At 56.1% G+C, this 21,641-nt stretch carries 25 protein-coding genes; 9 read left to right on the forward strand and 16 right to left on the reverse strand.

Going from position 1 to position 21,641, the window contains the following annotated elements; all coding sequences use genetic code 11:
• Positions 1-816: 816 nt before the first annotated feature.
• The gene (locus tag AC13E3_RS02675; protein ID WP_227497828.1) at positions 817-1,170 is read left to right on the forward strand and encodes a helix-turn-helix domain-containing protein; all 354 of its coding nucleotides are present in this window, start codon (positions 817-819) and stop codon (positions 1,168-1,170) included.
• Between the two features lie 495 nt (positions 1,171-1,665).
• Here the strand turns inward: AC13E3_RS02675 and AC13E3_RS02680 are convergent, their stop codons facing one another.
• From AC13E3_RS02680 to puuE, 7 genes are all read right to left on the reverse strand, one after another.
• Positions 1,666-2,493, reverse strand: a complete 828-nt coding sequence (locus AC13E3_RS02680) for a metallophosphoesterase family protein (RefSeq protein ID WP_273084903.1) — start codon at positions 2,491-2,493, stop codon at positions 1,666-1,668.
• Between the two features lie 93 nt (positions 2,494-2,586).
• Positions 2,587-2,964, reverse strand: coding sequence for an antitoxin Xre-like helix-turn-helix domain-containing protein (locus AC13E3_RS02685; RefSeq protein ID WP_092034452.1), 378 nt, complete (start codon positions 2,962-2,964; stop codon positions 2,587-2,589).
• A complete protein-coding gene (locus AC13E3_RS02690) occupies positions 2,964-3,203 on the reverse strand; it encodes an AbrB/MazE/SpoVT family DNA-binding domain-containing protein (protein WP_008170035.1) in 240 nt (79 codons plus the stop codon). Before AC13E3_RS02690 ends, AC13E3_RS02685 begins: the two co-directional genes overlap by 1 nt.
• 16 nt (positions 3,204-3,219) lie before the next feature.
• Positions 3,220-3,456 carry an HNH endonuclease family protein gene (locus AC13E3_RS02695; protein WP_273084905.1) on the reverse strand — a complete coding sequence of 79 codons (237 nt, stop codon included), beginning with the start codon at positions 3,454-3,456 and terminating at the stop codon, positions 3,220-3,222.
• A 136-nt stretch (positions 3,457-3,592) separates the two neighbouring features.
• The gene (locus AC13E3_RS02700; RefSeq protein WP_008170033.1) at positions 3,593-4,084 is read right to left on the reverse strand and encodes an ureidoglycolate lyase; all 492 of its coding nucleotides are present in this window, start codon (positions 4,082-4,084) and stop codon (positions 3,593-3,595) included.
• A 20-nt stretch (positions 4,085-4,104) separates the two neighbouring features.
• Positions 4,105-4,953: a bifunctional allantoicase/(S)-ureidoglycine aminohydrolase gene (locus tag AC13E3_RS02705; RefSeq protein ID WP_273045038.1), complete on the reverse strand. Its 849-nt coding sequence runs from the start codon at positions 4,951-4,953 to the stop codon at positions 4,105-4,107.
• Complete coding sequence (gene puuE / locus AC13E3_RS02710) at positions 4,950-5,885, reverse strand: allantoinase PuuE (protein WP_008170031.1); 936 nt, start codon at positions 5,883-5,885, stop codon at positions 4,950-4,952. Before puuE ends, AC13E3_RS02705 begins: the two co-directional genes overlap by 4 nt.
• A gap of 285 nt (positions 5,886-6,170) precedes the next feature.
• On the opposite strand from puuE, the gene AC13E3_RS02715 reads away from it, so the two are divergent.
• The 3 genes from AC13E3_RS02715 to AC13E3_RS02725 all read left to right on the forward strand — a co-directional run bounded on the left by AC13E3_RS02715 (position 6,171) and on the right by AC13E3_RS02725 (position 9,909).
• Positions 6,171-6,917, forward strand: a complete 747-nt coding sequence (locus AC13E3_RS02715) for an aspartate/glutamate racemase family protein (RefSeq protein WP_008170030.1) — start codon at positions 6,171-6,173, stop codon at positions 6,915-6,917.
• A 131-nt stretch (positions 6,918-7,048) separates the two neighbouring features.
• The gene (locus tag AC13E3_RS02720; protein WP_273045040.1) at positions 7,049-8,419 is read left to right on the forward strand and encodes an NCS1 family transporter; all 1,371 of its coding nucleotides are present in this window, start codon (positions 7,049-7,051) and stop codon (positions 8,417-8,419) included.
• Positions 8,420-8,448: 29 nt separating this feature from the next.
• Positions 8,449-9,909, forward strand: a complete 1,461-nt coding sequence (locus AC13E3_RS02725) for an NCS1 family nucleobase:cation symporter-1 (protein ID WP_008172327.1) — start codon at positions 8,449-8,451, stop codon at positions 9,907-9,909.
• Between the two features lie 67 nt (positions 9,910-9,976).
• Here the strand turns inward: AC13E3_RS02725 and AC13E3_RS02730 are convergent, their stop codons facing one another.
• From AC13E3_RS02730 to AC13E3_RS02745, 4 genes are all read right to left on the reverse strand, one after another.
• Positions 9,977-10,720 (reverse strand): GntR family transcriptional regulator, encoded by a 744-nt coding sequence (locus AC13E3_RS02730; RefSeq protein WP_008172329.1) that lies wholly within the window; start codon positions 10,718-10,720, stop codon positions 9,977-9,979.
• A 465-nt stretch (positions 10,721-11,185) separates the two neighbouring features.
• On the reverse strand, positions 11,186-11,596 hold the full coding sequence (locus AC13E3_RS02735; protein WP_476158812.1) for a hypothetical protein: 411 nt from the start codon (positions 11,594-11,596) through the stop codon (positions 11,186-11,188).
• 257 nt (positions 11,597-11,853) lie between these two features.
• Entirely contained in the window at positions 11,854-12,294 is a 441-nt protein-coding gene (trxC, locus tag AC13E3_RS02740) for a thioredoxin TrxC (RefSeq protein ID WP_008172333.1), read from the reverse strand.
• Positions 12,295-12,408: 114 nt separating this feature from the next.
• On the reverse strand, positions 12,409-12,792 hold the full coding sequence (locus AC13E3_RS02745; RefSeq protein WP_008172335.1) for a DUF2750 domain-containing protein: 384 nt from the start codon (positions 12,790-12,792) through the stop codon (positions 12,409-12,411).
• 529 nt (positions 12,793-13,321) lie between these two features.
• Here AC13E3_RS02745 and AC13E3_RS02750 point away from each other — a divergent pair.
• Positions 13,322-13,441: a DUF2860 family protein gene (locus AC13E3_RS02750; protein WP_008172339.1), complete on the forward strand. Its 120-nt coding sequence runs from the start codon at positions 13,322-13,324 to the stop codon at positions 13,439-13,441.
• 32 nt (positions 13,442-13,473) lie between these two features.
• Here AC13E3_RS02750 and AC13E3_RS02755 read toward each other — a convergent pair whose 3' ends face one another.
• Positions 13,474-14,523 (reverse strand): mechanosensitive ion channel family protein, encoded by a 1,050-nt coding sequence (locus tag AC13E3_RS02755; RefSeq protein ID WP_482901677.1) that lies wholly within the window; start codon positions 14,521-14,523, stop codon positions 13,474-13,476.
• A gap of 76 nt (positions 14,524-14,599) precedes the next feature.
• A complete protein-coding gene (locus tag AC13E3_RS02760; RefSeq protein WP_482901678.1) occupies positions 14,600-16,156 on the reverse strand; it encodes a BCCT family transporter in 1,557 nt (518 codons plus the stop codon).
• Between the two features lie 87 nt (positions 16,157-16,243).
• Here AC13E3_RS02760 and AC13E3_RS02765 point away from each other — a divergent pair, with 87 nt between their 5' ends.
• The 3 genes from AC13E3_RS02765 to AC13E3_RS02775 all read left to right on the forward strand — a co-directional run bounded on the left by AC13E3_RS02765 (position 16,244) and on the right by AC13E3_RS02775 (position 18,604).
• Positions 16,244-16,756, forward strand: coding sequence for an MFS transporter (locus AC13E3_RS02765; protein WP_254775558.1), 513 nt, complete (start codon positions 16,244-16,246; stop codon positions 16,754-16,756).
• A 67-nt stretch (positions 16,757-16,823) separates the two neighbouring features.
• Complete coding sequence (gene ovoA / locus AC13E3_RS02770) at positions 16,824-17,888, forward strand: 5-histidylcysteine sulfoxide synthase (protein ID WP_199185495.1); 1,065 nt, start codon at positions 16,824-16,826, stop codon at positions 17,886-17,888.
• Complete coding sequence (locus AC13E3_RS02775; protein ID WP_482901679.1) at positions 17,849-18,604, forward strand: putative 4-mercaptohistidine N1-methyltransferase; 756 nt, start codon at positions 17,849-17,851, stop codon at positions 18,602-18,604. Before ovoA ends, AC13E3_RS02775 begins: the two co-directional genes overlap by 40 nt.
• 43 nt (positions 18,605-18,647) lie before the next feature.
• Here AC13E3_RS02775 and AC13E3_RS02780 read toward each other — a convergent pair whose 3' ends face one another.
• Positions 18,648-19,298, reverse strand: a complete 651-nt coding sequence (locus AC13E3_RS02780; protein ID WP_273083081.1) for a dimethylsulfonioproprionate lyase family protein — start codon at positions 19,296-19,298, stop codon at positions 18,648-18,650.
• A 111-nt stretch (positions 19,299-19,409) separates the two neighbouring features.
• The gene (locus AC13E3_RS02785; protein WP_092034330.1) at positions 19,410-19,667 is read right to left on the reverse strand and encodes a cupredoxin domain-containing protein; all 258 of its coding nucleotides are present in this window, start codon (positions 19,665-19,667) and stop codon (positions 19,410-19,412) included.
• A 261-nt stretch (positions 19,668-19,928) separates the two neighbouring features.
• Between AC13E3_RS02785 and AC13E3_RS02790 the strand changes: the two genes are divergently transcribed.
• Positions 19,929-20,669, forward strand: a complete 741-nt coding sequence (locus tag AC13E3_RS02790; RefSeq protein ID WP_482901680.1) for a DNA-3-methyladenine glycosylase family protein — start codon at positions 19,929-19,931, stop codon at positions 20,667-20,669.
• Positions 20,670-20,717: 48 nt separating this feature from the next.
• Here the strand turns inward: AC13E3_RS02790 and AC13E3_RS02795 are convergent, their stop codons facing one another.
• Positions 20,718-21,584 (reverse strand): DMT family transporter, encoded by an 867-nt coding sequence (locus AC13E3_RS02795; protein WP_092034327.1) that lies wholly within the window; start codon positions 21,582-21,584, stop codon positions 20,718-20,720.
• Positions 21,585-21,641: the final 57 nt, after the last annotated feature.

The following is a 21,641-nucleotide window of genomic DNA, read 5'->3' on the forward strand; positions in this document are numbered from 1 at the left end:
ATCGGGTCATCCACCATTCACACATCTTTATGCTGGGAGGAGAAAGCTATCGGCTGAAGCAGAAGACAACAAGCTAGACTATGAAAGGTGGGTCAATTTTATTGGCCAAAGGTGGGTCAAAATAAATGGCCATTGACACACCGACAAGAACAACATGCACCACATAGGTGCACAGTCATCGCAAATGATGCCAATGATCAGGCAGGCAACCTTACAGACTGGGAACAGGAGTACGACCAAATAGGGGCGGGGCGTTTTTGCGGACGTATCGACGAGCTGAATTTTGGTGGGCTTCAGTTATTCAATGAACATACTGGCCGCTCCTTACTTCAGCGCTGTAAGGTTTGGCCAGACTCATTTTGGTTCGGGTTTCCAAGTAAGCGCAACGAAACGCGCATCAATGGCCAGAGCGTCGAATCCAGTGATGTTCTCTGTAGGCCTGGGAGCACAGAATTCGAGCTCGTCACTCCAGAAAGCTTCGACATGCTAAGCATTGTTGTTAGCAAAGCCAAGCTTCAGTCCCACAAGGCATCAGAGGATATTGATCTTAAGTTGCTAGATGCCAAGAACTACCCTCGGTTACGCCTTTCACTAAGAACTTTACAGAACTTCCGATACTTATTGCGGCGAATCCTTCAGCCAACAATAAACAAAATCGACTCAGACCTTCACCATGACTTGTTGATCATGGGGTTGCTGGAGTTGTTAGCGGAGGAGATCCCCAATAAGAAGGTGGCTCCAAGTTATCAGCACAGAAAAGCCGTGGTAGAGCGAATCAAGGATTACATGGCAACGGAGAGTATTGCCCCTGTCACCATGACAACTCTATGCGAAGTGGGGTGCGCTAGCCGGCGGACTTTGCAATATAGCTTTGAGACGATTCTTGGCATTAGCCCCATGACCTTCCTGAGGATAAGCAGATTAAACAGGGCGAAAAGAATGCTGTGCCAGCCTTCAACAAGCTCCGTTTCTGAAGCTGCCTCATTCAACGGCTTTTACCATCTAAGCCAGTTCTCCTCAGACTACAGACAACTTTTTGGTGAATTGCCGTCTGAGACATTTGCTAAATCTCACCCAGCAAACAATTCCCAGCTACACAGCAACGCTCTTGAACCTTGCGTGAGGACGGTCCCGGCGTTTCAACATTGTCTGCAGAGGCGTGGAACTTGAGACGAAAATGGTGCCCCCTATCCGCTTCAAAAAACTCAAAAATATGTAGCATGCTACAATTCTTTTGAGTCTCTTCTGTCCTTAACGAGACAGCCAAAACCCGACACATTGACCAAACTCAAAGGCATGAGATAATGCCATACGATCGAAGAAATCCCATGTCAGGCAGCGGTCAAAGTGTCCAATTTCAGTCAATCAATTCAGGACATCTCTGTGCCCAGAAATGGCGTTAATCGTTGAAAACCGCTCAGGACAAGGGTTCCATACAAGCAGGTCTTCTTACTGCATCTGCTTGAACTGGCTCGAATCAGCCCCTACTATACCGCTCAACACCGACCTAAATCTGTGCCCTCCGGAGGCAGAGGTCAGAGGTTCGAATCCTCTCGGGCGCGCCATATTTTTCAAGGGCTTACGTGAAAACGTAGGCCCTTTTTATTTGTCTGTGTCCAAATTGTGTCCATGGTGTGTCCACGGTTTCTAGGACATTTTTTCCGGCTATGGAATTTTGACCTTTGCACTGAAACCGAAAACTCCGTCAACCTCCGGCAAAACCACCACGACCCGCCCATCGACATTCAAAGCCTGACCCTCACCCAGAGAAATCAGCCAGGGCCAGCCCCACCGAGTATGGCCGAACACGGTGAGCCCTTGAAATCCGGTTTCGAGCGACAGCGCTACCCCAGGATCACCCCGTCGATTCGCCCGTTCCGGGTCGGTTGGGCCTTGATGGAGCAGAAGGATCTCAGGGGCTTGATCGGTTACCGATTCCAGTGCGGCCAGAAAATCGTCCTCGGTTCGCCGTTGATTGCGATTCGGATTGCCCACGATACCGCTGACGCCACCGACGTTCAGGTTGCCCAAAACCCTAACCACCCCGCCATCCAGAAGGGTGGTGTTATCTGGAAGCGCTTCGGGATGATCCATCTGGTCGTGGTTCCCCAGGACGCCGACAACTTCGGGCGTGACCTCAGAAAACGCCTGGAACACCTCATCTACCGTTCCAGTACCGCCCCTTTTGTGGCAGTCGGGATAGTCGTACAGGTCGCCGCAAAGAAACACCGCGTCGGGAGCCGGAATGACACCTTCCCGAGACAATGCCGAAAGTGCCTCAGCCACAGGCACGCCGAGCAGCCGATTCTGACTGCCGGCTTCTCGCCCCTGGAGATCAGAGGTCAGCACAAGACTCTTCACATGACTCGGAAGGCCGGTGGCATAGGCTCGATAAAACGGCAGGCGATTATGCAGAGGCACACCGGCAGAGCCGCTGGTGCGGTGCGGCAAGGTGAAAAAGGGGTTCAGGTCGATCCGGGTGATCCTTAGCATGGAAGGCCTCTCGAGCTGGCTCCGTATTTCCTACCGCTCAAGCAAAAAAGGTGACCAAACTGACCGCCCAAAATCTTGGTCGACGGGGGCTGGTCACCCCGCCCGCTTTGCATCAAAGTAGCGTCGAGTTTCCATGAGGTGCTTCATGGAGCCTTGCGCCATAAAGTCCAGGGCTGACGCTCCAAGGTAGGGAGGCTCACTGGTTTCCAGGCGAATCCGACGATTGGCGCGTTCGGCCGTTGGATACATAACCCTCAGGGATTCGTAGATGCCCAGGATGTAGCTGATGCGCTCCAGGGTATCCCGCGAGAGCTTTACGTGTGGCAGCTTCTGATACTTGGCCAGCGTGCTCCGGGATACACCGCCGAGCATCTGCATCATCTCTTCCTGGGTGCAGTCCCACTCGCGACAGATACCAAAGAATCCCTTGAGAGCCACATGCCCTTTGGCCTTTTCATTATCGATAGCCATTATTCTCGTCCTTTCTTGGGCTGCTCTCGATCCTCCATAAAGTCGTCACTAACGCCTTCAGAGTCGAACCACTCGTCCCAAACCGGATCAGTTGGTCGCTCGTAGGCTTTGACTGTCCCCTTTAGGCGTTCCAGAGGTGTAAGCTCCTGAGGGAGCGGCTCGGCCAGCTCGTCAGCATGGGCCGTGTGGGCATCTAGGCCGTCCAGGAGTTCTTTTTCGGTTGGGCGTTTGGTTTTCATGGCACACTCTCCGCAATCACAAGCAGGCCAACTCCGGGGCAGTGGGCTGCAGATAGTATGACTTTACCACCCGAACGAAGCGAGCTACATAGCCGCACTCGCCCAATGGGGGCAGCCATTCGTCGGGGCCTTTGGCTCCCTTGCTCAGGCTCGCCTTGACCGGCAAAAGATTAACCGGATCATTGGCGATGGACCGGCGCTTCTGGCCAAGCCATTCTCTGGCTCCGCGATCCCAAACCCAGGCCAGCGGCACAACATGTTTTGTGCCCTCAAGGAACAAGCTTTTGGTACACGGTATGGTCGCAAAGCGAACATTCGGGGTACTTCCACAGCCGTTTTAAAGCCGTCTGTGGAAACACGGTAGAACCCGATGTCAACCGACGGTTCGATCAATTCAGAGTGATGAGCGCGTGAACTGGGTGCTCATCACAGTTGTGCCCTGGCCCACCCCGGTCAACAACAAGAAACTCACCCTCGCACTCCAAGACCGAATGCACGGCGTGCCAAGTGCCTGCACGGTAATTGATACCCTGCCGTCCGTCGGTTACGAAGGCACGAACCGCTTCCGGATCAATGCCGTCGCCCGGCGGTGCCACGACTATCAGGAAACGCTCGCCGTGCATGGGAACGAACGCCTGGCTTCCCAACGGGTGCCGCTCCAGACAGTCAACCTGCAGTGGAACCTGCACCGGCTGGCTCACGAAAATACTGATCATCGGTCGGCCGCCCTCACCCAGTATCTCAACACCAGCCAGATCATGGTGGCGCTGGGTACGGCCACCGTTGATGGGGAAGAAGTTCGTAGCGCTCCGGCTGTCGATCACATCGCCAAAGGGAGCGAAGGCTTCCGGTGTCAAAGGCTGGGCTGTCAGTTTCAGCATGATGGTTTTCCCTTTGCTTTTCAGCGAGCACCGAAGCCATTGAGCTTCATGTGGCGATTCACGTCTTTGTACAGCAGGTATCGGAAACGGCCCGGGCCGCCGGCATAGCAGGCCTGGGGGCAGAACGCCCTGAGCCACATGTAGTCACCGGCTTCCACCTCCACCCAATCCTTGTTTAGCAGGTAGACGGCCTTGCCTTCGAGCACATACAGCCCGTGCTCCATCACATGGGTTTCTGCAAAGGGAATCACGCCCCCTGGCTGGAAGGTCACGATATTCACGTGCATGTCGTGGCGCATATCGCTCTGGTCCACAAAACGCGTGGTGGCCCAGCAGCCGCTGGTGTCCGGCATCTCGATGGGCTCAATGTCGGCTTCATTTGTGACAAACGGCTCCGGATAGTCGACGCCATCCACCGCTTCGTAGGCCTTTCGAATCCAGTGGAACCGAACCGTTGAGCCAGACTCATTGCGCACCGCCCAATCACTGCCCGGCGGAATAAATGCATAGCCACCCGGCGCCATCTTATGCGTTTCCCCTGCTAGGGTCAGCGTCATCTGGCCTTCCACCACAAACAGAATGCCTTCGGCTCCGGGATCAACCTCCGGTCGCTCGCTACCGCCACCCGGAGACACTTCCATGATGTACTGCGAGAAGGTCTCGGCAAATCCGGAGAGCGGGCGGGACAAAACCCACAAACGCGTTTTTTCCCAGAACGGCAGGTAACTGGCGACGATGTCCCGCATCACGCCTTTCGGGATGACGGCATACGCCTCGGTGAACACGGCGCGATCCGTCAGCAGCTGTGTCTGGGGAGGATGGCCGCCGGTCGGTGCGTAGTAGGGAGAGGGATTTTGCCTGTCGATCATAAGAGTGCTCCGGATTCAAAAGGATGGTGCTTTGCCCAGTGCCGGGCAATATCCGCGCGACGTGTCACCCAGACACGGTCGTGGGACTCAATATGGTCGAGAAAACGCTGCAATCCACGGAAGCGGCCCGGCCGGCCGATTAGCCGGCAATGCAGCCCCACCGAAAGCATCTTCGGCGTTTCCTTGCCCTCTTCATAGAGAACGTCAAAAGCATCACGCAGGTACTCGAAGAAGTGATCCCCGGTATTGAAACCCTGCGGTGTTGCGAATCGCATATCGTTGGTGTCGAGGGTGTACGGCACCACCAGATGATTATGGGACTCGCCAGCGGAATCCTGTTGCTGAACCCAGAATGGCAAATCATCACCGTAATAGTCGGAGTCGTACAGGAAACTGCCCTCGTCCATCAGCAGGCGACGAGTGTTCGGACTGTCCCGGCCGGTATACCAGCCCATGGGCGTTTCGCCGTAAAGTTCCTGGAATATCTCGATAGCACGACGCATGTGCTCACGTTCGATGTCCTCCGGAATGTCCTGGTAGTGAATCCAGCGCCAGCCATGACAGGCCACCTCATGACTCAGCTCACGGAAGGCCTGCGCCACCTCCGGATGACGCTGTAACGCCATCGCAACCCCAAACACCGTTAGCGGAAGGTCACGGCGCTCGAACTCTTTCAACAAACGCCAGACCCCAACCCGGGAGCCATATTCATAGATCGACTCCATGCTCATGTGGCGGTCTTCAAACGGCTCAGCGCCCACAATTTCGGACAGAAAACGCTCGGAGTGGCTATCACCATGCAGCACGCAGTTCTCGCCGCCCTCCTCGTAGTTGAGCACGAACTGTACGGCCACCCTCGCCTGGCCCGGCCAGCGAACCTCCGGAAGATCACGGCCATAGCCGATCAGGTCACGGGGGTAATCCGTTGTCATACTCATAACTACGCGTCCTCAACTTAATACAGGAAATCGATTTCGGGGCTATTGACTTTACGTTGACACAAAATTGTATACAAAAAATCTGTTTTTGTGAAAAATTTACGTCACTCAGAGCGATGAATCGCCTTCAAGGCCGGGCTCATGGCCTGCTAAGCGCCCAGCAGAACCTGAGGATTGCAATTTTTCTGCAACAAAAACTTGCACCCTCCGCAGAAGTCGTTCTAGATTGTGTACAATTACTTATTGTTTTGTTCACCAAAAAATCGAACCGGGGAAACCGTGCATATCCGAATCATCAATCCCAACACCACACGCGGCATGACCGAGACCATCGGCAAAGCGGCCGAAAACGTGGCTGCACCGGGCACCAGAATTACCGCAACCCAGCCGGATAGCGGCCCGGTGTCCATCGAAAGCCACTTCGACGAAGCCATCAGCGCCGTCGGTGTTGCCGAGGAGGTCCTGGCCGGCGAACGGGGTGACGACCCTGTTCATGCCTACATCATCGCCTGCTTTGGGGACCCCGGCCTCCTGGCAGCGCGGGAGCTCACCCGAGCACCCGTTGTCGGCATTGCCGAAGCGGCCTTCCACGTCGCCACCATGATCAGCACGCGCTTTTCCGTTGTCACCACTCTGGGACGTACCGGCATTATTGCCGAGCACCTGTTGGAGAACTACGGCTTCAGTCATCACTGCCGTCGGGTTCGGGCCGCAGAAATCCCCGTGCTGGACCTGGAAGACAACGCGGACGCCGCCCTTCAACGCCTGATCGAAGAGTGCCTGCGGGCAAAAGAAGAAGACAACATCGGCGCCATTGTGCTCGGTTGTGGCGGCATGGCCGACCTCACCGATTACATCTCGGAGGCCGTCGGTCTGCCAATTGTCGAAGGCGTCACGGCCGCTGTGAAATTGTCGGAAGCCCTGGTTGGACTGAACCTGGGCACCAGCAAACACGGTGACCTGGCGTTCCCGCGTCCGAAGCCGTTCGTCGGTCGCTTTGAGAGTTTCTCTCACCTGAATAAATAATAAAAAAGACATCACCGCCAAGAGATCTGATGCAGTCCCAACTATAAATCCCCACCAGAACCACACGGGGCACACACATCTACACCGGTAACGGCGTGGACAACGACACTGCATACACAACGAGGAAGACCATGAGCACCCCTCAAACACAGACCCATTTTGATGCTTCCTACCAGGAAGCACCCGGCACCGCCTCCAAGGCACTCGGGGAAGAATCCCTTGCCCCCCAGAAAACCCGCATCATGGGGCGCACTTCTTATCTGCTGGCGTGGTTCGGTGGCTGCGTTTCCATCGGCACCTTTACCATGGGATCCAGCGTGGTTGGCACACTGAACCTGCTGCAGGCCTCGCTGGCCATCGCCATTGGTTGTTTCATTATTGGCGCAGCACTGGCCCTGAATGGCGCAGCCGGCTACAAATACGGCATTCCTTTTATGGTACAGGCCCGCAGCGCCTTCGGTTTCGGCGGTACCCGCCTGCCGGGGCTGGTTCGGGCGGTCCCTGCCATCGTCTGGTACGGCTTCCAAAGCTGGATTGGTGCCGGGGCGCTGAACATGGTCTCTACCACCCTCTTTGGCTTCGATAACCTGGTCTTTTTCTTCATCGCCTTCCAGCTGCTGCAGATCGCCCTCTCCGTCACCGGCTTCCAGGGCATCAAATGGCTGGAGAACGTGGGCAGCGCTTTCATCCTGGCCTCCCTCGTCTACATGTTCTACAGCACCGTCCAGCGCTACGGCGACACCCTCTCGGCGAACCTGCTGACCATGGAAGGCTCCTGGGGCCTGCCATTCTGGGGTGCCACCATGCTGTTCCTTGGCATCTACAGCACCATGATCCTCAATGTGAGTGACTACGCACGGGAGCATGAATACGGCACCGGCCCCGGACTGCTGACCACCATCTACTCCATGTCGATCCTGCCTTGCACCCTGTTCATGGGCCTGATCGGCTACATGGTTTCAGAAGCCACCGGCATTGCCGACCCGATTCAAGTGTTCGCCAACGCTGTAGATAACCAGCCGCTTCTGATGACCACCCTGATGTTCATTGCTTTTGCGCAGGTCACCACCAACGTGCTGAATAATGTGGTACCGCCCACCTATGTTCTGATGGACGTATTCAAGCTGACCTTCCGCAAGGCCACTATCATTGTTGGCCTGCTGGCATTCGCCACCTTCCCCTGGGAACTGGTGAAAGACGGCTCTGCGGCTGGCCTGCAGATCTTTGTACAGACCTACTCCGCGTTCCTCGGACCGATCTTCGCCATCCTGGTGGTGGACTACTACCTGATCCGTGGTCGTACACTGAATCTGGATCACCTCTACAACCCCGATGGCCCCTATAAGGGCGTGAACTATGCGGCTCTGATTGCAACCGTCCTGGGCGTCATCGTTGCCCTGAGTTTCTCGGCCGTGTCCTGGTACGCCAGCCTGATTCCCGCCGGGCTGAGCTATTACCTGCTCATGAAACACTGGCCGGCCTGTCAGCGCTTCCGCGACTGAATACGCCCTCAGACAAAACGGTGACAATCATGAAAGACAGTGAACTGAACATCCGCCAGATCGATCCCACGCTCTATAACGAGGATCTGGCGCCGATCCCACACACCAAGCGAACCTGGGGCTGGTTTGAAATCTTCAACGTGTGGTCCAACGATATCCAAAGCCTGTTTGGCTACACTCTGGCAGCCTCCCTGTTCCTGACCTATGGGCTGAATGGATGGGCCGTTATGGCCGCAATTATCCTCGCCGGCTTTATTGTGATGGTACTGGTCAACCTGTCGGGACGGCCCAGCGTCAAATACGGTATTCCCTTTCCCGTGCTGAGCCGCGCCAGCATGGGGGTTCGGGGTGCCAACTTTCCGGCCATGCTGCGGGGGATCGTTGGCATCTTCTGGTACGGCGTGCAAACCTACTTCGCCTCCACCGCCGTGACATTGCTGATTACGGCCTTCTACGGCCCGGGCGACGGCACCACGTTCCTCGGGCTGTCGGGCGTGGCCTGGCTTTCCTTCGTGATCGTATGGGTTTTTCAGATCGCCATCTTCTGCAGTGGCCTACGGCACATTCAGCGCTTCCTGAACTGCGCCGGCCCTCTAGTTTACCTGGTGATGATTGGCCTGATGATCGTGGTCTGGACTAAGGCGGGCGATCAACTCCTGCCCGCCGTAGGCTCCATCTTCAGCTCCAGTAGTGGGGAATCGGTGAACCCGATTGGTGCCTTCTTTGCAATCGTCGGCACCATGGTGGCCTACTTCGCAGCCGTGGTTATCAACTTCGGCGACTTCACCCGGTTTGTCCGCAGTGAGAAAGAAATGAAACTAGGCAACCTGCTAGGCCTGCCCCTGAACGTGGCGTTCTTTTCATTCATCGCCCTGATCATCACCGCGGGCACCCTCGTGCTGTTTGGCGAGCCGTTGACCAACCCCACTGAAATCGTGGAACGCGTCGATTCCGTGGCTCTGACCATTATCGCGGCGCTGACCTTCTTCGCCGCAACGGTGGGCATCAATTTGGTAGCCAACTTCATTCCGCCAGCTTACGACTTGGCCAACCTGTTCCCCAGTAAAATCAGCTTCCGGATCGGCGGGCTGATTACCGCAACCATTGCGTTCTTTGTTGGAGCACTGTGGGTGTCGGTGATCAGCCAGATCGGGGTACCCGGCTTCGTGAATGCGCTCGGTGCCATACTCGCACCCTTCTACGGCATCCTGGTGGTGGACTACTACCTGATCAAAAAACAGGACCTGAACATGGAGCAGCTGTTCTCCTCCAGCCCCGACGGCGCCTATCACTACGCCAAGGGATGGAACACCCGTGCTATTGCGGCCTTCGCCCTAGCGGCCCTGTTCTCCATCTCGACGGTTCTGGTACCGGCCCTGAGCAGCCTGGGCGGTTACGGATGGTTGATTGGTGCCGCCCTCGGCGGCCTGTTCTACTGGGTGATCATGCCCGGAAAACAGAGCCTGGCGGCGCTTCAGACCCATAGCTGATCCAACAGCCTGCCAAGGCCTTGCCAGAACGCCCCGCCCTCACAAGCGGGGCGTTCTGGTTTGAGCCTCAAGCATCAACCGCAAAGATATCCCACAAGTCCGGGGTTTCCTCGGGCTCTTCAAAAATCGATAACGACGCTTCGATCGACTTCAGGTGTCGTTCCATGAAATCACTGGCCTTCGCCCCATCGCCTGCGGCAAGGAAATCAATCAGGTTATCGTGGTCGTGGGACTCGCAACCCAGATGACCGGCATTGCCATACACGGCCAGGATTAGCGAGGAGCGGGAGGCCAGTTGGCCAACAAATCCGGCCAACGTACGGTTACCGGAAATTTCGGCAAGACGGGCATGGAAGATCGCTGAGAGCTTGATAGCGATTCGCTGTTCACGATTGCGGAGCGCTTCCCGCTCCTGCTTTGCCATCTCCTGCAGCTCCTGAATGTCTTCCTCGGTGATACGCTTTGCCGCTGCATCCATCATAGCGCACTCAACCAAAAGACGGGCCTCAAACACGTCTCTGGCTTCATCGACCGATGGCCTGGTCACACTGGCCCCTCGCCGTGGCGTGAGAGTGACCAATTGTTCAAGGGCAAGACGCTGGAGCACCTTCCGGATGCCGGTACGGCTGACACCGAAAACATCAGCCAACGCGTCCTCGCGCAGACGTGCACCCGGCTTGAGCCGATGCTCAATAATGGCTTCCGATATTGACCGATAGATAGCATCCAGCCCGTTATCTCCGGGCCCGGAGCCTGATACTTGGCCCCTGCCACTTGAGGTCGTTTTGGCTGTTTGCCGACTATCGCTCATTGTACCCTCACATGATTAATGAACCAATCTCGGCCACCATTGTATACGCTCTTTGTGCACACAGACGAATTGATAAGGCCTTTATGGCCTCCCTGTAATGAGCTTTCCCGGCCCGTCCCTCAATCAGGGCATTTGTTGGAGAGATAACGGCTGGCCGACACCTTCAAGCAAAAGCAGTTAAAGAGCTCCTCGTCCCAATGTTCGCTTCTGTTTAGTAGTGCCCTGGATGCGGCTAGATTGCAAAGCGGACATTCTGGTACGACGCCTGGAAAGCCGCTCGCATGCCTGGCGTATCGACAAACCGACCATCAATCTCTTCAACGGTCCGGCCGTGGCAGTCTGGGTAGCATGGCCTCCACGTCAATCGTGTAGGTAGAGAAAAAAGCTTCCGCCGCTTCAATTAAAGCTGTCTCGTTTTCAAGTATCCCAAGATAGACCGGCCACTCGGCGTCTATCAGTTCCGTGCTATAAGGTTCCGGATCTACGTCCCCCAGCTCTGCAAGAAACCGGAACTCCGTTTCGTTCATGACGATGTAATCGCACCGTTTGCGCGAACACGCGGTCACGCCAGGTTAACAACGGCCCTACGGCGTGCATTTGGTCCGGCAAAGGCATCCATAGCGGGTTGGCGAAAACCGCGTTGGCCAGTCCTCGTTCCAGAGCCCAGGCCTGGCGTTTACGCGCCATCGGGACGAAATCGGCTGCGATACCGGTCTGTTTGGTGAATTCATTGATCACCTCGACCAGAATGCCCTCGCTGAGATCATTGCCGTAATAAAACGGGAGAAAGCTCTCGTCCGAACCCATAATCTTGAGCGTTTGGGACGAAACTGGAAGGAACCAGAATGCCATGATGATAAACAGGACTGCTCTCATTCGGTCCTCGTTGGAGTGATCAACCGGGTAAGGCCGTCGCTTGCCCGACTCTGCCTTTCGAGTTACAGACAGTTTGGCTCGAATTCTGGCTACATACCATAAGAAAGTCGATGTCGCTGCAAAGTCAGCTTTACCCACAAAAACTGTGGATAACTTTGTGGGAACAGCTCGGATAGGTGTCTTCAGCCCTGCAATGGCAGGGCCTCAGCCATTGTGGCGTTTTAATGACCGGCCAGCGAATAAACAGCCTTATCAGGCTAGCGAATACCCTTCGACTGCAGCCATTGGCTGATCTGCGCCTGATTCATGGCGCCGCTCTGGCGGGCCACTTCCCGGCCATTCTGGAACAGGATCATGGTAGGGATGCTGCGAATGCCAAACTGGCTGGCCGGGCCTTGGGCCTGTTCCGTATTTAGCTTGGCAAAACGTACCTTGCCCCGCCAGTCTCTCGCGGCCTGTTCGAACTGGGGCGCCATCATTTTGCAGGGGCCACACCAGCTCGCCCAGAAGTCCACCAGCACCGGCAGATCACTGCGCCCGGTATGATTAGCAAAGCTCTGGTCTGTAAGTTCCAGAACCTGATCCGGCCACAACGGCTGTTTGCAGGCGCCGCAATTGCCGCCAGATGACAATTTATCCGCAGGCACGCGATTTACCTTGTGGCAGTGGGGACAGACCAGGTGTCGGATATCAGTCATGATTGATTGCCCTCAGATTGTGTACTGAGATAAATGATCAGGGCAGACCAGACGAAATCAAGCAGCGCTTCATATTACTCGTCTCGCCAAAGCGGCCAGGCGATGAAAACTGTACTAGAAATCAGACATTACGTCCTGAAGATCCTGCTTGAGCTCTGCCGGTTCGGTGATCCATACCGTTTTATCAGGGCCGGGAAATACACCCACATCGAGGCCATCCTTCGTTAAACCGGGGACCCATTTCCGGAAGAAGTCCGGCAGTGAAATACTGCGGGGCGTCAGCTCATCGCCGCCGTTGGCGTACTCGGCGGCAAACGCCGAAGCCGGCCACACGGGCAGGTATTCCACATCGCCATCGTCCGAGGCGATCTTGAGGAATTGGCTCTGGCCGTTAACCAGGATCCAGATTTCCCGTTCCTCGGCCACTTGGCTCAGGAAGTAGTCGTACCGCTCTTCACCATCCATTTCCATTACTTGATTGAGGTCTTCACTGCTCATGTCAGGTACGCCACTCCAGTCGTTTGCTTTTCGGTATTCGGCGGAGCCTAACACGTATTTGGCGGAGACTGGCGGCCGCTTATCCAAAACATTATCAGCAACGCTGCAAGGGCCAGGTTGCCTAAGAGCATAAAGGGATACATTTCCGGGGAGATTCGCAACCATTCACCAGTAAAGTTCATCTTGGCGTGGAAAATCAGCACCGCTAGAACCATGCTGAACCGCAAGACACTATTCACGCGTAAAAGGAGCATCACTGAGGTCAGACCTCGAAACGGCGTCTAATTCAGAATAATCGGAGCATCCGAATGAAAAAGTACCTCGCCCTCCCGATCCTGTGCATCGCGTTGCCTGTATTCGCGCAACCGGCGCCTCCGCAAAAGGGATTCAGTGGTGAAGTCTCGCTAAATGCGGGGATCATCTCTTCAACGTCCAACTTTAACGTCGATGGCAGCGCCAGCACGTTGTTCAATAAAAGCGTTCTGATGATGAGCTCAGCCTGCTTGCAGCTTACGAGTACCCGCAATTCATGGGCTGGAAGGACTGGTCGTTTATTTCTTTTGCCGGCTTTGGCGACACCCAATCCAACCTGACCTTCTACGATGAATCCTCGTACCTGTTTGCGGTGGGGCTAAATTATAAGTTCTGATCTCGCCTGGCCTTCAAGCGCTCAACCAAGGCTCAGCTTTCAACCACTCGGGCCCGAAGCCTCGGCAGCTGGGCCGGGTAATTTTCCTGGATGAAGGTTACCATGCCCTCCCGGACCGCACATCTCAGGTCCCAGTTCTTGCTGGAGTTGGCGGCGCTCATCAAAAAACGCACCTGAATGGCCTGATCACTGGAATCGGTCACCTGCACCGAGGAAAATTCGCCATCCCAGAGCCCCGATTCATTGAGCAAACGAGTGAATTCCTGCCGGAGCGGTTCAACCGGCATGGTGTAGTCGACCCAGATAAAAACTGTTCCCAGCAACTCTGCGGTATTCCTGGACCAGTTCTGGAACGGGTTCTCGATAAACCATTGCAGTGGCACTACAAGGCGACGCAGATCCCAGACCCGCAAAACCACATAGGTGGCTGTCACTTCCTCTACCCAGCACCACTCGCCCTGCACATACAGCACGTCGTCTATACGGAAAGGTTGGGTCAGAGCGATCTGCATACCGGCCAGCAGGTTGCTCAACACAGGACGGGCCGCGAACCCTAGAATCAGGCCGCCGACACCCGCGGAGGCAAGAAGGCTGGCGCCCATGTGCTGAACCGATTCAAAGGTCATCAGGGCAGCGCCCAGGCCGATGATCACGATGAGAATATTAAGTGCGCGGACCAGGAATCGGGTCTGGGTTTCGACCTTGCGTGCCCGCTTCCACTGCCCTTCCAGCACTGGATTGAGCGCGACAATGACCTCGCCTATGGCCGAGGTCAGTCGAACGGCCGCCCAGGTGATGGCAAGGATGAGCAGAAGGGTGGTGATTTGCTGAATCGCCGCCATCAAAGGCAGATCCGGTGGGGCGGCCGCCAGCGAACCTGCAAGGGTGAGCAGACAGAAAACAACACCGAGCGCCCGGGCAGCCGCATCGAGGAACAGGCGAATGACCGTCCTGGACTCTGAAAAACGCCGGAAGACTGCCAGAGCCAGTCGGTACACGACATAGGTCGCGGCAACCGCGAGAATCGCCGTAAAACCCGGCCACAACCATGCCTTGAAACCGGCTTCAAACGATTCCAGCATCTGCCCTCCCCGAGCTTTCAGTCAGAAAAGTGGGCAGGCGAACACATCCCTGTATTCCGCTCAGCCCCGTAAAAGCCTAGACCAGCCCTTGCTCCCGTGCCATCGCCATGGCAGCTTTCGGTCCGGTCCAGAGCGAGGGGAGGATAACCAGTGAAACCGGAATCGCTGTCAGCACGATGAACTGCTGGAGTACGCCAATCTGGCCGGCGCCCATATACAGAAGAATGGCCGCCATCAATGCCATGGCACCGCCCCAGAACACACGGATCCAAGGGCTTGGTTCGTCGTGGCCAGCTCCGACCATAGCAATCGAATAGCTCATGGAGTCGCCGGTGGTGGCAACGAAAATGGTTGTCAGCAACAGAATCGCCGCCGCCATCCAGGTGCCGCCGGGCAAAGCCTGAGCCACGGTCAGTGTGGCGACATCAAAGCGAAAGTTGTTCAGAGCTTCAGTCAGGTCGAAAGTACCGGCTAGCTGGTGATAGATACCGGAGCCACCGAGCAGGGTGAACCAGATGGTGGTCGCGATGGGGGCCAATACGGCCACCGCCAGAACCATTTCACGAACGGTCCGGCCCCGGGAGATTCTGGCAACAAACACTGCCATCAACGGCGTATAACCAATGAACCAGGCAAAGAAAAACACCGTCCACCATTTCATCCACCAGGCCGGTGCCGTTTCTGCGGTCATGGTTGCCATGGCAAAGAACGAGGTGACGTATTCACCCATCGACTGGGTGTAGGTATTCGCCAGGAACAGCGTGGGGCCGAAGACAAAGATAACCCCGGCAATAACCAACGCCAATATCACGTTGAAACGGCTCAGCAACTGAATGCCCTTATGCAGACCGGTCATGGCAGAAGTCATGTACACCCCGGCCAGAACCACCAGAACGCTCAGCTGGGTACCGTAGCCGTCTGGCACTCCGAACAGCTCATGCAACCCAAAGCTCATCTGGGTGGCGAGAAAACCGATGGGCCCGACGGTGCCGGCCACCACGGCAATCACACAGAAGGCATCGATGACACCACCGAGGCGCCCCTGAATGACTTTCTCACCGAATACCGGGTACAACAGCGTTCTTGGTTGCAAAGGTTTGCCCTGTCCGTAGTGGGCCCGCGTCAGGACCAGGGCTGTCAGGGAGCCGAGCACGGCCCATGCCAGGAATCCCCAGTGCGTGAACGACTGGGCCATGGCGGGAGCGACCGCTGCGGCGGAGCCAGCTTCGGTATTAAAAGCCGGAGGCGTAACAACAAAGTGGTAAACCGGTTCACCAGCGGCAAAAAACACCCCGCCTCCGGCCAACAAGGTACACATGATCATCGACAGCCACCGGAAACGGCCGATTTCTGGTCGATCCAGTCCGCCTATCCGAGCGGCGCCGGCCCGGCTCAGGGCTGTTCCAATGGCGATGAAGAATGTGAGTAGCAGCAGTAACTGGAAAAAGGAGCCCAGATAGGTGGCGGTCCACGCAAACCCGCTACCGATGAGTTCCGCCACGTAGCTACTGTCGAATATTGAGGCCCCTACGAACAGAAGTATGAAGCCGATAGTTAGCACCAGAACAACGGGATCGCTGTCTGTCAGTGGCCCACTTCTGGCTTGCGGGGGAGATTCGGATTGCACGGTCATATGGTCTGCCTCTGGAAGAAAAAGCCGCGCAGGCTACAGGAAGTGAACGACTCATGCACGGGGATTTCTGAAAATACGCATGCTCCGATGAAAACCGCCGCCCGGCTGTTCGGCCTCATTGGGCTGATCATGTTCATAGCGCCCGCTGCAGCACCCTCGCTGGGGTCACTCATGTTGGCGCTTGGCGAGTGGCAGTGGATACTTCTCATGCTGGCGGGCTATGCCGCGTTTCTTGTCCTGACGCTGCAGGTTGCGCTTTTCCCGAAGCTCCAGCCTCGAATCCCGACCACCACACCGATTCGGTCCCTGGTGACCAACTACCTGCTGGTGCTCAGACATAAAACCACCATGCGTTTTATCGGCATTCAGGTTCTGTGTTTCAGCACCATGCTGTTGTTCATCACCCATTCCCCGTTCATCTACCAGGAATGGTCTGGCCTCTCCAACAGCACGTTTGCCATTCTATTCGCCGCCAACATTGCGTTCATGGCTGCCCTGAACCTGATCAACCGTCCGTTACTACGGCGATTCTCCTCGGTGCAGCTGGTGCGCGCCCCGGACAGTCGCCCTGGCGAAAGAAGCTGGCGTGTAACATTTTGACCACAGGGAAGCTCTAAACGGTTTGCAGGGAGAATTGAACCATCCCTGACCATCGAAACGTATGCATGTGGGTAAAAAAACAAAGGACGTGTTCGACAATGACAGTGCCAATACCGGAAACCGCCTTCTCATCCAGAGCGGCGTGCCGCACGACAGGTTTGCTGAGGACGCCGGATACTTCCAGAAGTCGATCCCTCTGAGACACCCCCTCATTTTCTACCTTGGCCACACCGCACCATTCTTCGTTAACAAGCTGGTTCTGGCCAAGCTGCTACCCGAGCGCATCGATCCGCGCATGGAGTCGATTTTTGCAGTGGGTGTCGATGAGATGAGTTGGGACGATCTGGACGAGGACCATTACGACTGGCCTACCGTCGCCGAAGTCATGGATTACCGGGCCAAAGTCCGGGCCACCGTTCTCGAGTTGATCGAAACACTGCCGCTCAGCCTGCCAATCAATTGGGAGAGCCCCTGGTGGCCCATCGTCATGGGCGTCGAGCACGAGCGTATCCATCTGGAGACCTCGTCTGTACTGATCCGCCAGCATGATCTGGCAATGGTCCGCCCGCAGCCGGAAGGGGCCCCGATTCGTGAAACCGGTGAAGCGCCGGAAAACGAGCTGATCACCGTGCCAGCCGGCACAGTTTCAATCGGCAAACCCTACGATGACGCCTACTACGGCTGTGACAATGAATACGGCGAGCATGAAGCCGAGGTCGATGAGTTTAGGGCCAGTCAGTATCTGGTCAGCAATCAGGAATTCCTGGCGTTTGTTGAAGCTGGCGGTTACCAGGAAGACCGGTTCTGGAGTGAAGAAGGTTGCGCCTGGCGCCAATTCGCCAAGGCCAGGCATCCAACGTTCTGGCGCTGGCAGAATGGGTGGCACCTGCGACTGATGACCGAGGAAGTGGAGATGCCGTGGGACTGGCCGGTGGAAGTCAATTACCACGAAGCAAAAGCCTTTTGCGAGTGGAAACGGGAGGAAACCGGTATCAAAGAGGTGGACAACGACCCTGCCAACGCCAACCTGCACCTGGACCATGGAGCATCTTCCTGCCCGGCTTCCGCTACATCGACTCGGAAAGCGAAGCGGTGCAACCCAATGCCTACTACGAAAGCGACCGGTTGCTGACTGAATACGCGGAGCTCCACTTCGGTGACACCTGGTTTGGCGTGGAAAACTTTCCGAAGGCCCTGGCGGATCTGGCCCTGGGTGCCATGAATGGCAAGCCCACCGGCAAAGCAGTGGATCTGGGCTGCGCCTGTGGCCGGTCCAGTTTCGAGCTGGCAAGGCGCTTTGACCAGGTGGAAGGCGTCGATTTCTCAGCCAACTTTATCAGGCTGGGCGTGGAAATGGCCGAGCAAGGCTCCATTCGCTATGCACTTGCAGAGGAAGGCGAACTGGTCAGCTATCACACCCGAACGCTCAAAGAACTTGGCCTCGAGGAATGTTCTGAGAACGTGAGCTTCTACCAGGGGGATGCCTGTAACCTGAAACCGCAGTACTCGGGCTACGACCTTGTTCTGGCGGCCAACCTTATTGATCGCCTCTACCGCCCAAGGCGTTTCCTGGACAGCATTCACGAGCGAATCAACGACGGTGGCTTACTGGTGATTGCCTCTCCTTACACCTGGCTGGAGGAACACACGCCGAAGGAAGAGTGGATTGGCGGTTTCAAAAAAGATGGTGAGAACCACACCACTCTGGATGGCCTGAAAGAACACCTCTCACAGCATTTCCGGCTAGTCAGTGAGCCGAGAAAGGTGCCTTTCGTTATCCGCGAAACCCAGCACAAATTCCAGCATACCCTGTCGGAAGTAACTATCTGGGAGCGGTTGCCGCGCTGATCAGCGCGGTAATCTCTCCTCTGAAAGGGCTGAACCAGGTCGTTTAACTCTTGCGTCCCGCAAAGCTCATTCTCTGGTTCGCGAGCTTTTCAGGTGTCCCCGTCCAGGCGTAGGCCAGGAGCGTAGGCTCAAAGTCCCCGGTGGTCATACGGTGGGCTTTTTCCGGCGGATTGAAGAACAGGGAGCCCGGCGTAAATACGCTGTAGTTGCTGTCAGAGACCGAACCACTCAAACAGATGTAGGACTCGCTGATGCCGTCGTGACTGTGTTCCGGGTAGGTACATTTTGGGCCGAATAGCACCAGGCCCAGTATGACGTTTTTGCTGAGCACAGGTCCGTTAGGGCCCATCAGCTCAGCGTATGCGTATTTACGGGCCAGGCTTTTATGCATTCTTTCATAGCCGTAGCGCCACGTAAGCTGGCCAGAGACTCGCGTCAGGGCTCTAACAACTGGTGCGGTCCGCTCACTCAATCCCTGGTCCAGAGCCCGCCCGAGCCATGCGCATACTGGAAGCTGCACAGGTTGGTCAAACTCAACAACAGGATTGGACTCAAGTTCAGCGTTAAGTCGATTTCGGACATCTTTGAGATGCGAACGAATGACCGGGTTTCCACCCGCAGAACCAAATCTATAGAGGTGCCAATACTCCCGAAACACATATTGCCAATCCACATGATCTGAGAGTCTGGCCATCGCTACTTTCTCCTGCGCATATCTGGACGTGCGGGCTTCAGGATAGGTGATTATAGGTTTCACAAACAACGCCGCGCCCTTCGGGGCGCGGCGAAAACGGCTTCAACCAGATTACTGAACCTGCTCGAAGTAACCCTTCAGCCGATCCTTATTCGTGGCGGCAGCAGCGGTCAGCTTGTCCACCGCGGCTTTGGCAGCGTCGTAGTTGACCGGGTCGCCGGGCTCAGCCTTCACAAATCCTGGCTCAAAGACCATTGCGCCGTCAGCGCCAGAGTTTTTCATTTCAACGACATGCTCTGCTGCCATAGCGAGGCTGGACGCAAGGGTCAGTGCAACTGCGGCTAAACCATTCTTGAAAGTTAATTTCATAGTAACTTCACCTCATTGGTCGGACCTTAAAAGCACTAGGAATTACGCACCCCACTCACATCAGGATTGTTTTCGGAGCTACGGGCATATCCCTATGGGAATGACGGTCGTGTTTCGCCGACTGACAGGCCTGAGAACCAAAGACGGTCTGTGTCGTACACACTTTTATGATGTTTACAGACCTCGTAGGCGTCGTCTCCAAAGCAGCAGTCCAGTTTGCTCGACTGATCTGATAATCCCCATAGAGCCGAACAGGGTTTTATGCAACAAAAGACGATCACTGCCGAAACCTTGAAAATGGGCGTTGACGTCCTCGCTGAGAAAGATCCCGATCTTTACGAGGTGCGAGCCCGACTGGGATACCCTCCAATCTGGACTCGCGAACCGGGGTTTGCATCATTGATCCACATCATCCTTGAACAACAGGTCTCGCTCAAAGCCGCAGCTACGATGTTCCAGCGGCTAGCGTCCCACCTTGGATCGGTAACCCCGGAACTGGTCCAGAGGGCTGGCGAGCCTGAGCTAAGACGAGTCGGGCTTACCCGACAGAAATCCAGGTATTGTGTCGAGCTGGCCAACCGCATAACCGACGGCAAACTCGACCTCGCGCAAGTCGAAAAGCTTGACGATGTGCAGGGCCGAAGCCACCTTTTAGAAGTACCCGGTTTGGGGCCCTGGACCGTCGACATCTATTACATGATGGCGCTACGACGGCCGGATGTCTGGCCCCAAGGCGACCTGGCACTGGCATCCGCAATACAGGACATCAAAAATCTGGATGCCCGACCGACAAAAGAAGAGCAACTGGCCTTTGCCGAACAGTGGGCGCCCTGGCGAGCACTGCCCGATGTGCGCGGCTGCACACGGCTGGGTTGGCCTTGGGCGAATCGTCTATGCAAGCTCGTCAGAGCAACTTTCAGCCTGGCTGGACGAACTGCACGCGGCGCCACCACCCGTGGCAACGCTTCCGATCAACCAGGTCGTTCCGGGTATCCCCACTGAGGGTCCTTTCCCTGCGCTCTCAGATGCCCTGCGCGAACTTCACAAGCGCTATGCTTTGGCCGGTCGGAACAAAACGTAATTTCCCAGCAGTGCCAGCGTGGCACCCAGTACCGCCGTTGTTGTCCACTCAAAACCCTCGAGCCAGGTCGAAACGCTCAGGGCAACCACGGGGAAAAGTACCGTCGCGTAGCCTGCTTTGTCAGCGCCGAGCGTCTGAATCACCGTGATGTAGCAATAGAAAGCGATGATTGAGCCGGGAACGGCCAGAAAGACGGTTGCGCCCCAGAAAGTCGCTGAGGTGGGGACTACCCACTCAACACCAAGCAACAGGCACCAGATGCCAAGAATCACCGCGCCGTAAACCATGGCCCAGGCATTGGCCAGTAACAGCGGCACCTGAGACATCCGCACCTTGATGCTTACCAGGTTACCCATGGAAAACCAGAAGGTGCCGCCAATGGCGAAAAGAATGCTGGTGGCTGTGGCATTCCCCAGTTGCAGATCGTGCCAGAACAGCAGTGCCACACCTGTGATCCCCAGAGAGATCGCCGGATAAAGCCGGGCGGTAGGCCGGAGCCGTAACCAGAGCCAGCCATTCAAAGCGTTAAACAGAGCGGCCAGCGAAAACACCACCGCCAGCAGACCGCTTGTCATCGATTCTGCAGCACGATAAATCAGCAGAAAGTTCAGGCTGTACAGGGTTGCCCCCTGCAGCACCAGCCAACCGTGCTGTTTCAGGGTCAACTTCTCCAGCCTGCGCACCATGGCAAGAACCACCAGTGTCACGACAGAAGCCATAAAGAATCGGTAAAACACGGATATGTCGACCGGCGCCGCTTCAACCTGCAGACGAATCGCTGTCCAGGTGAGACCCCAGATCAGTACCGTCAAACCATAGTGAACAGAGATGGGCATGCCAGTGGGGTCCTGTAGCTATCGGGAACAATGGTTGATCGGGGGTCAGAGTAGAAC

This window comes from Marinobacter sp. L-80 (genome assembly GCF_056859395.1).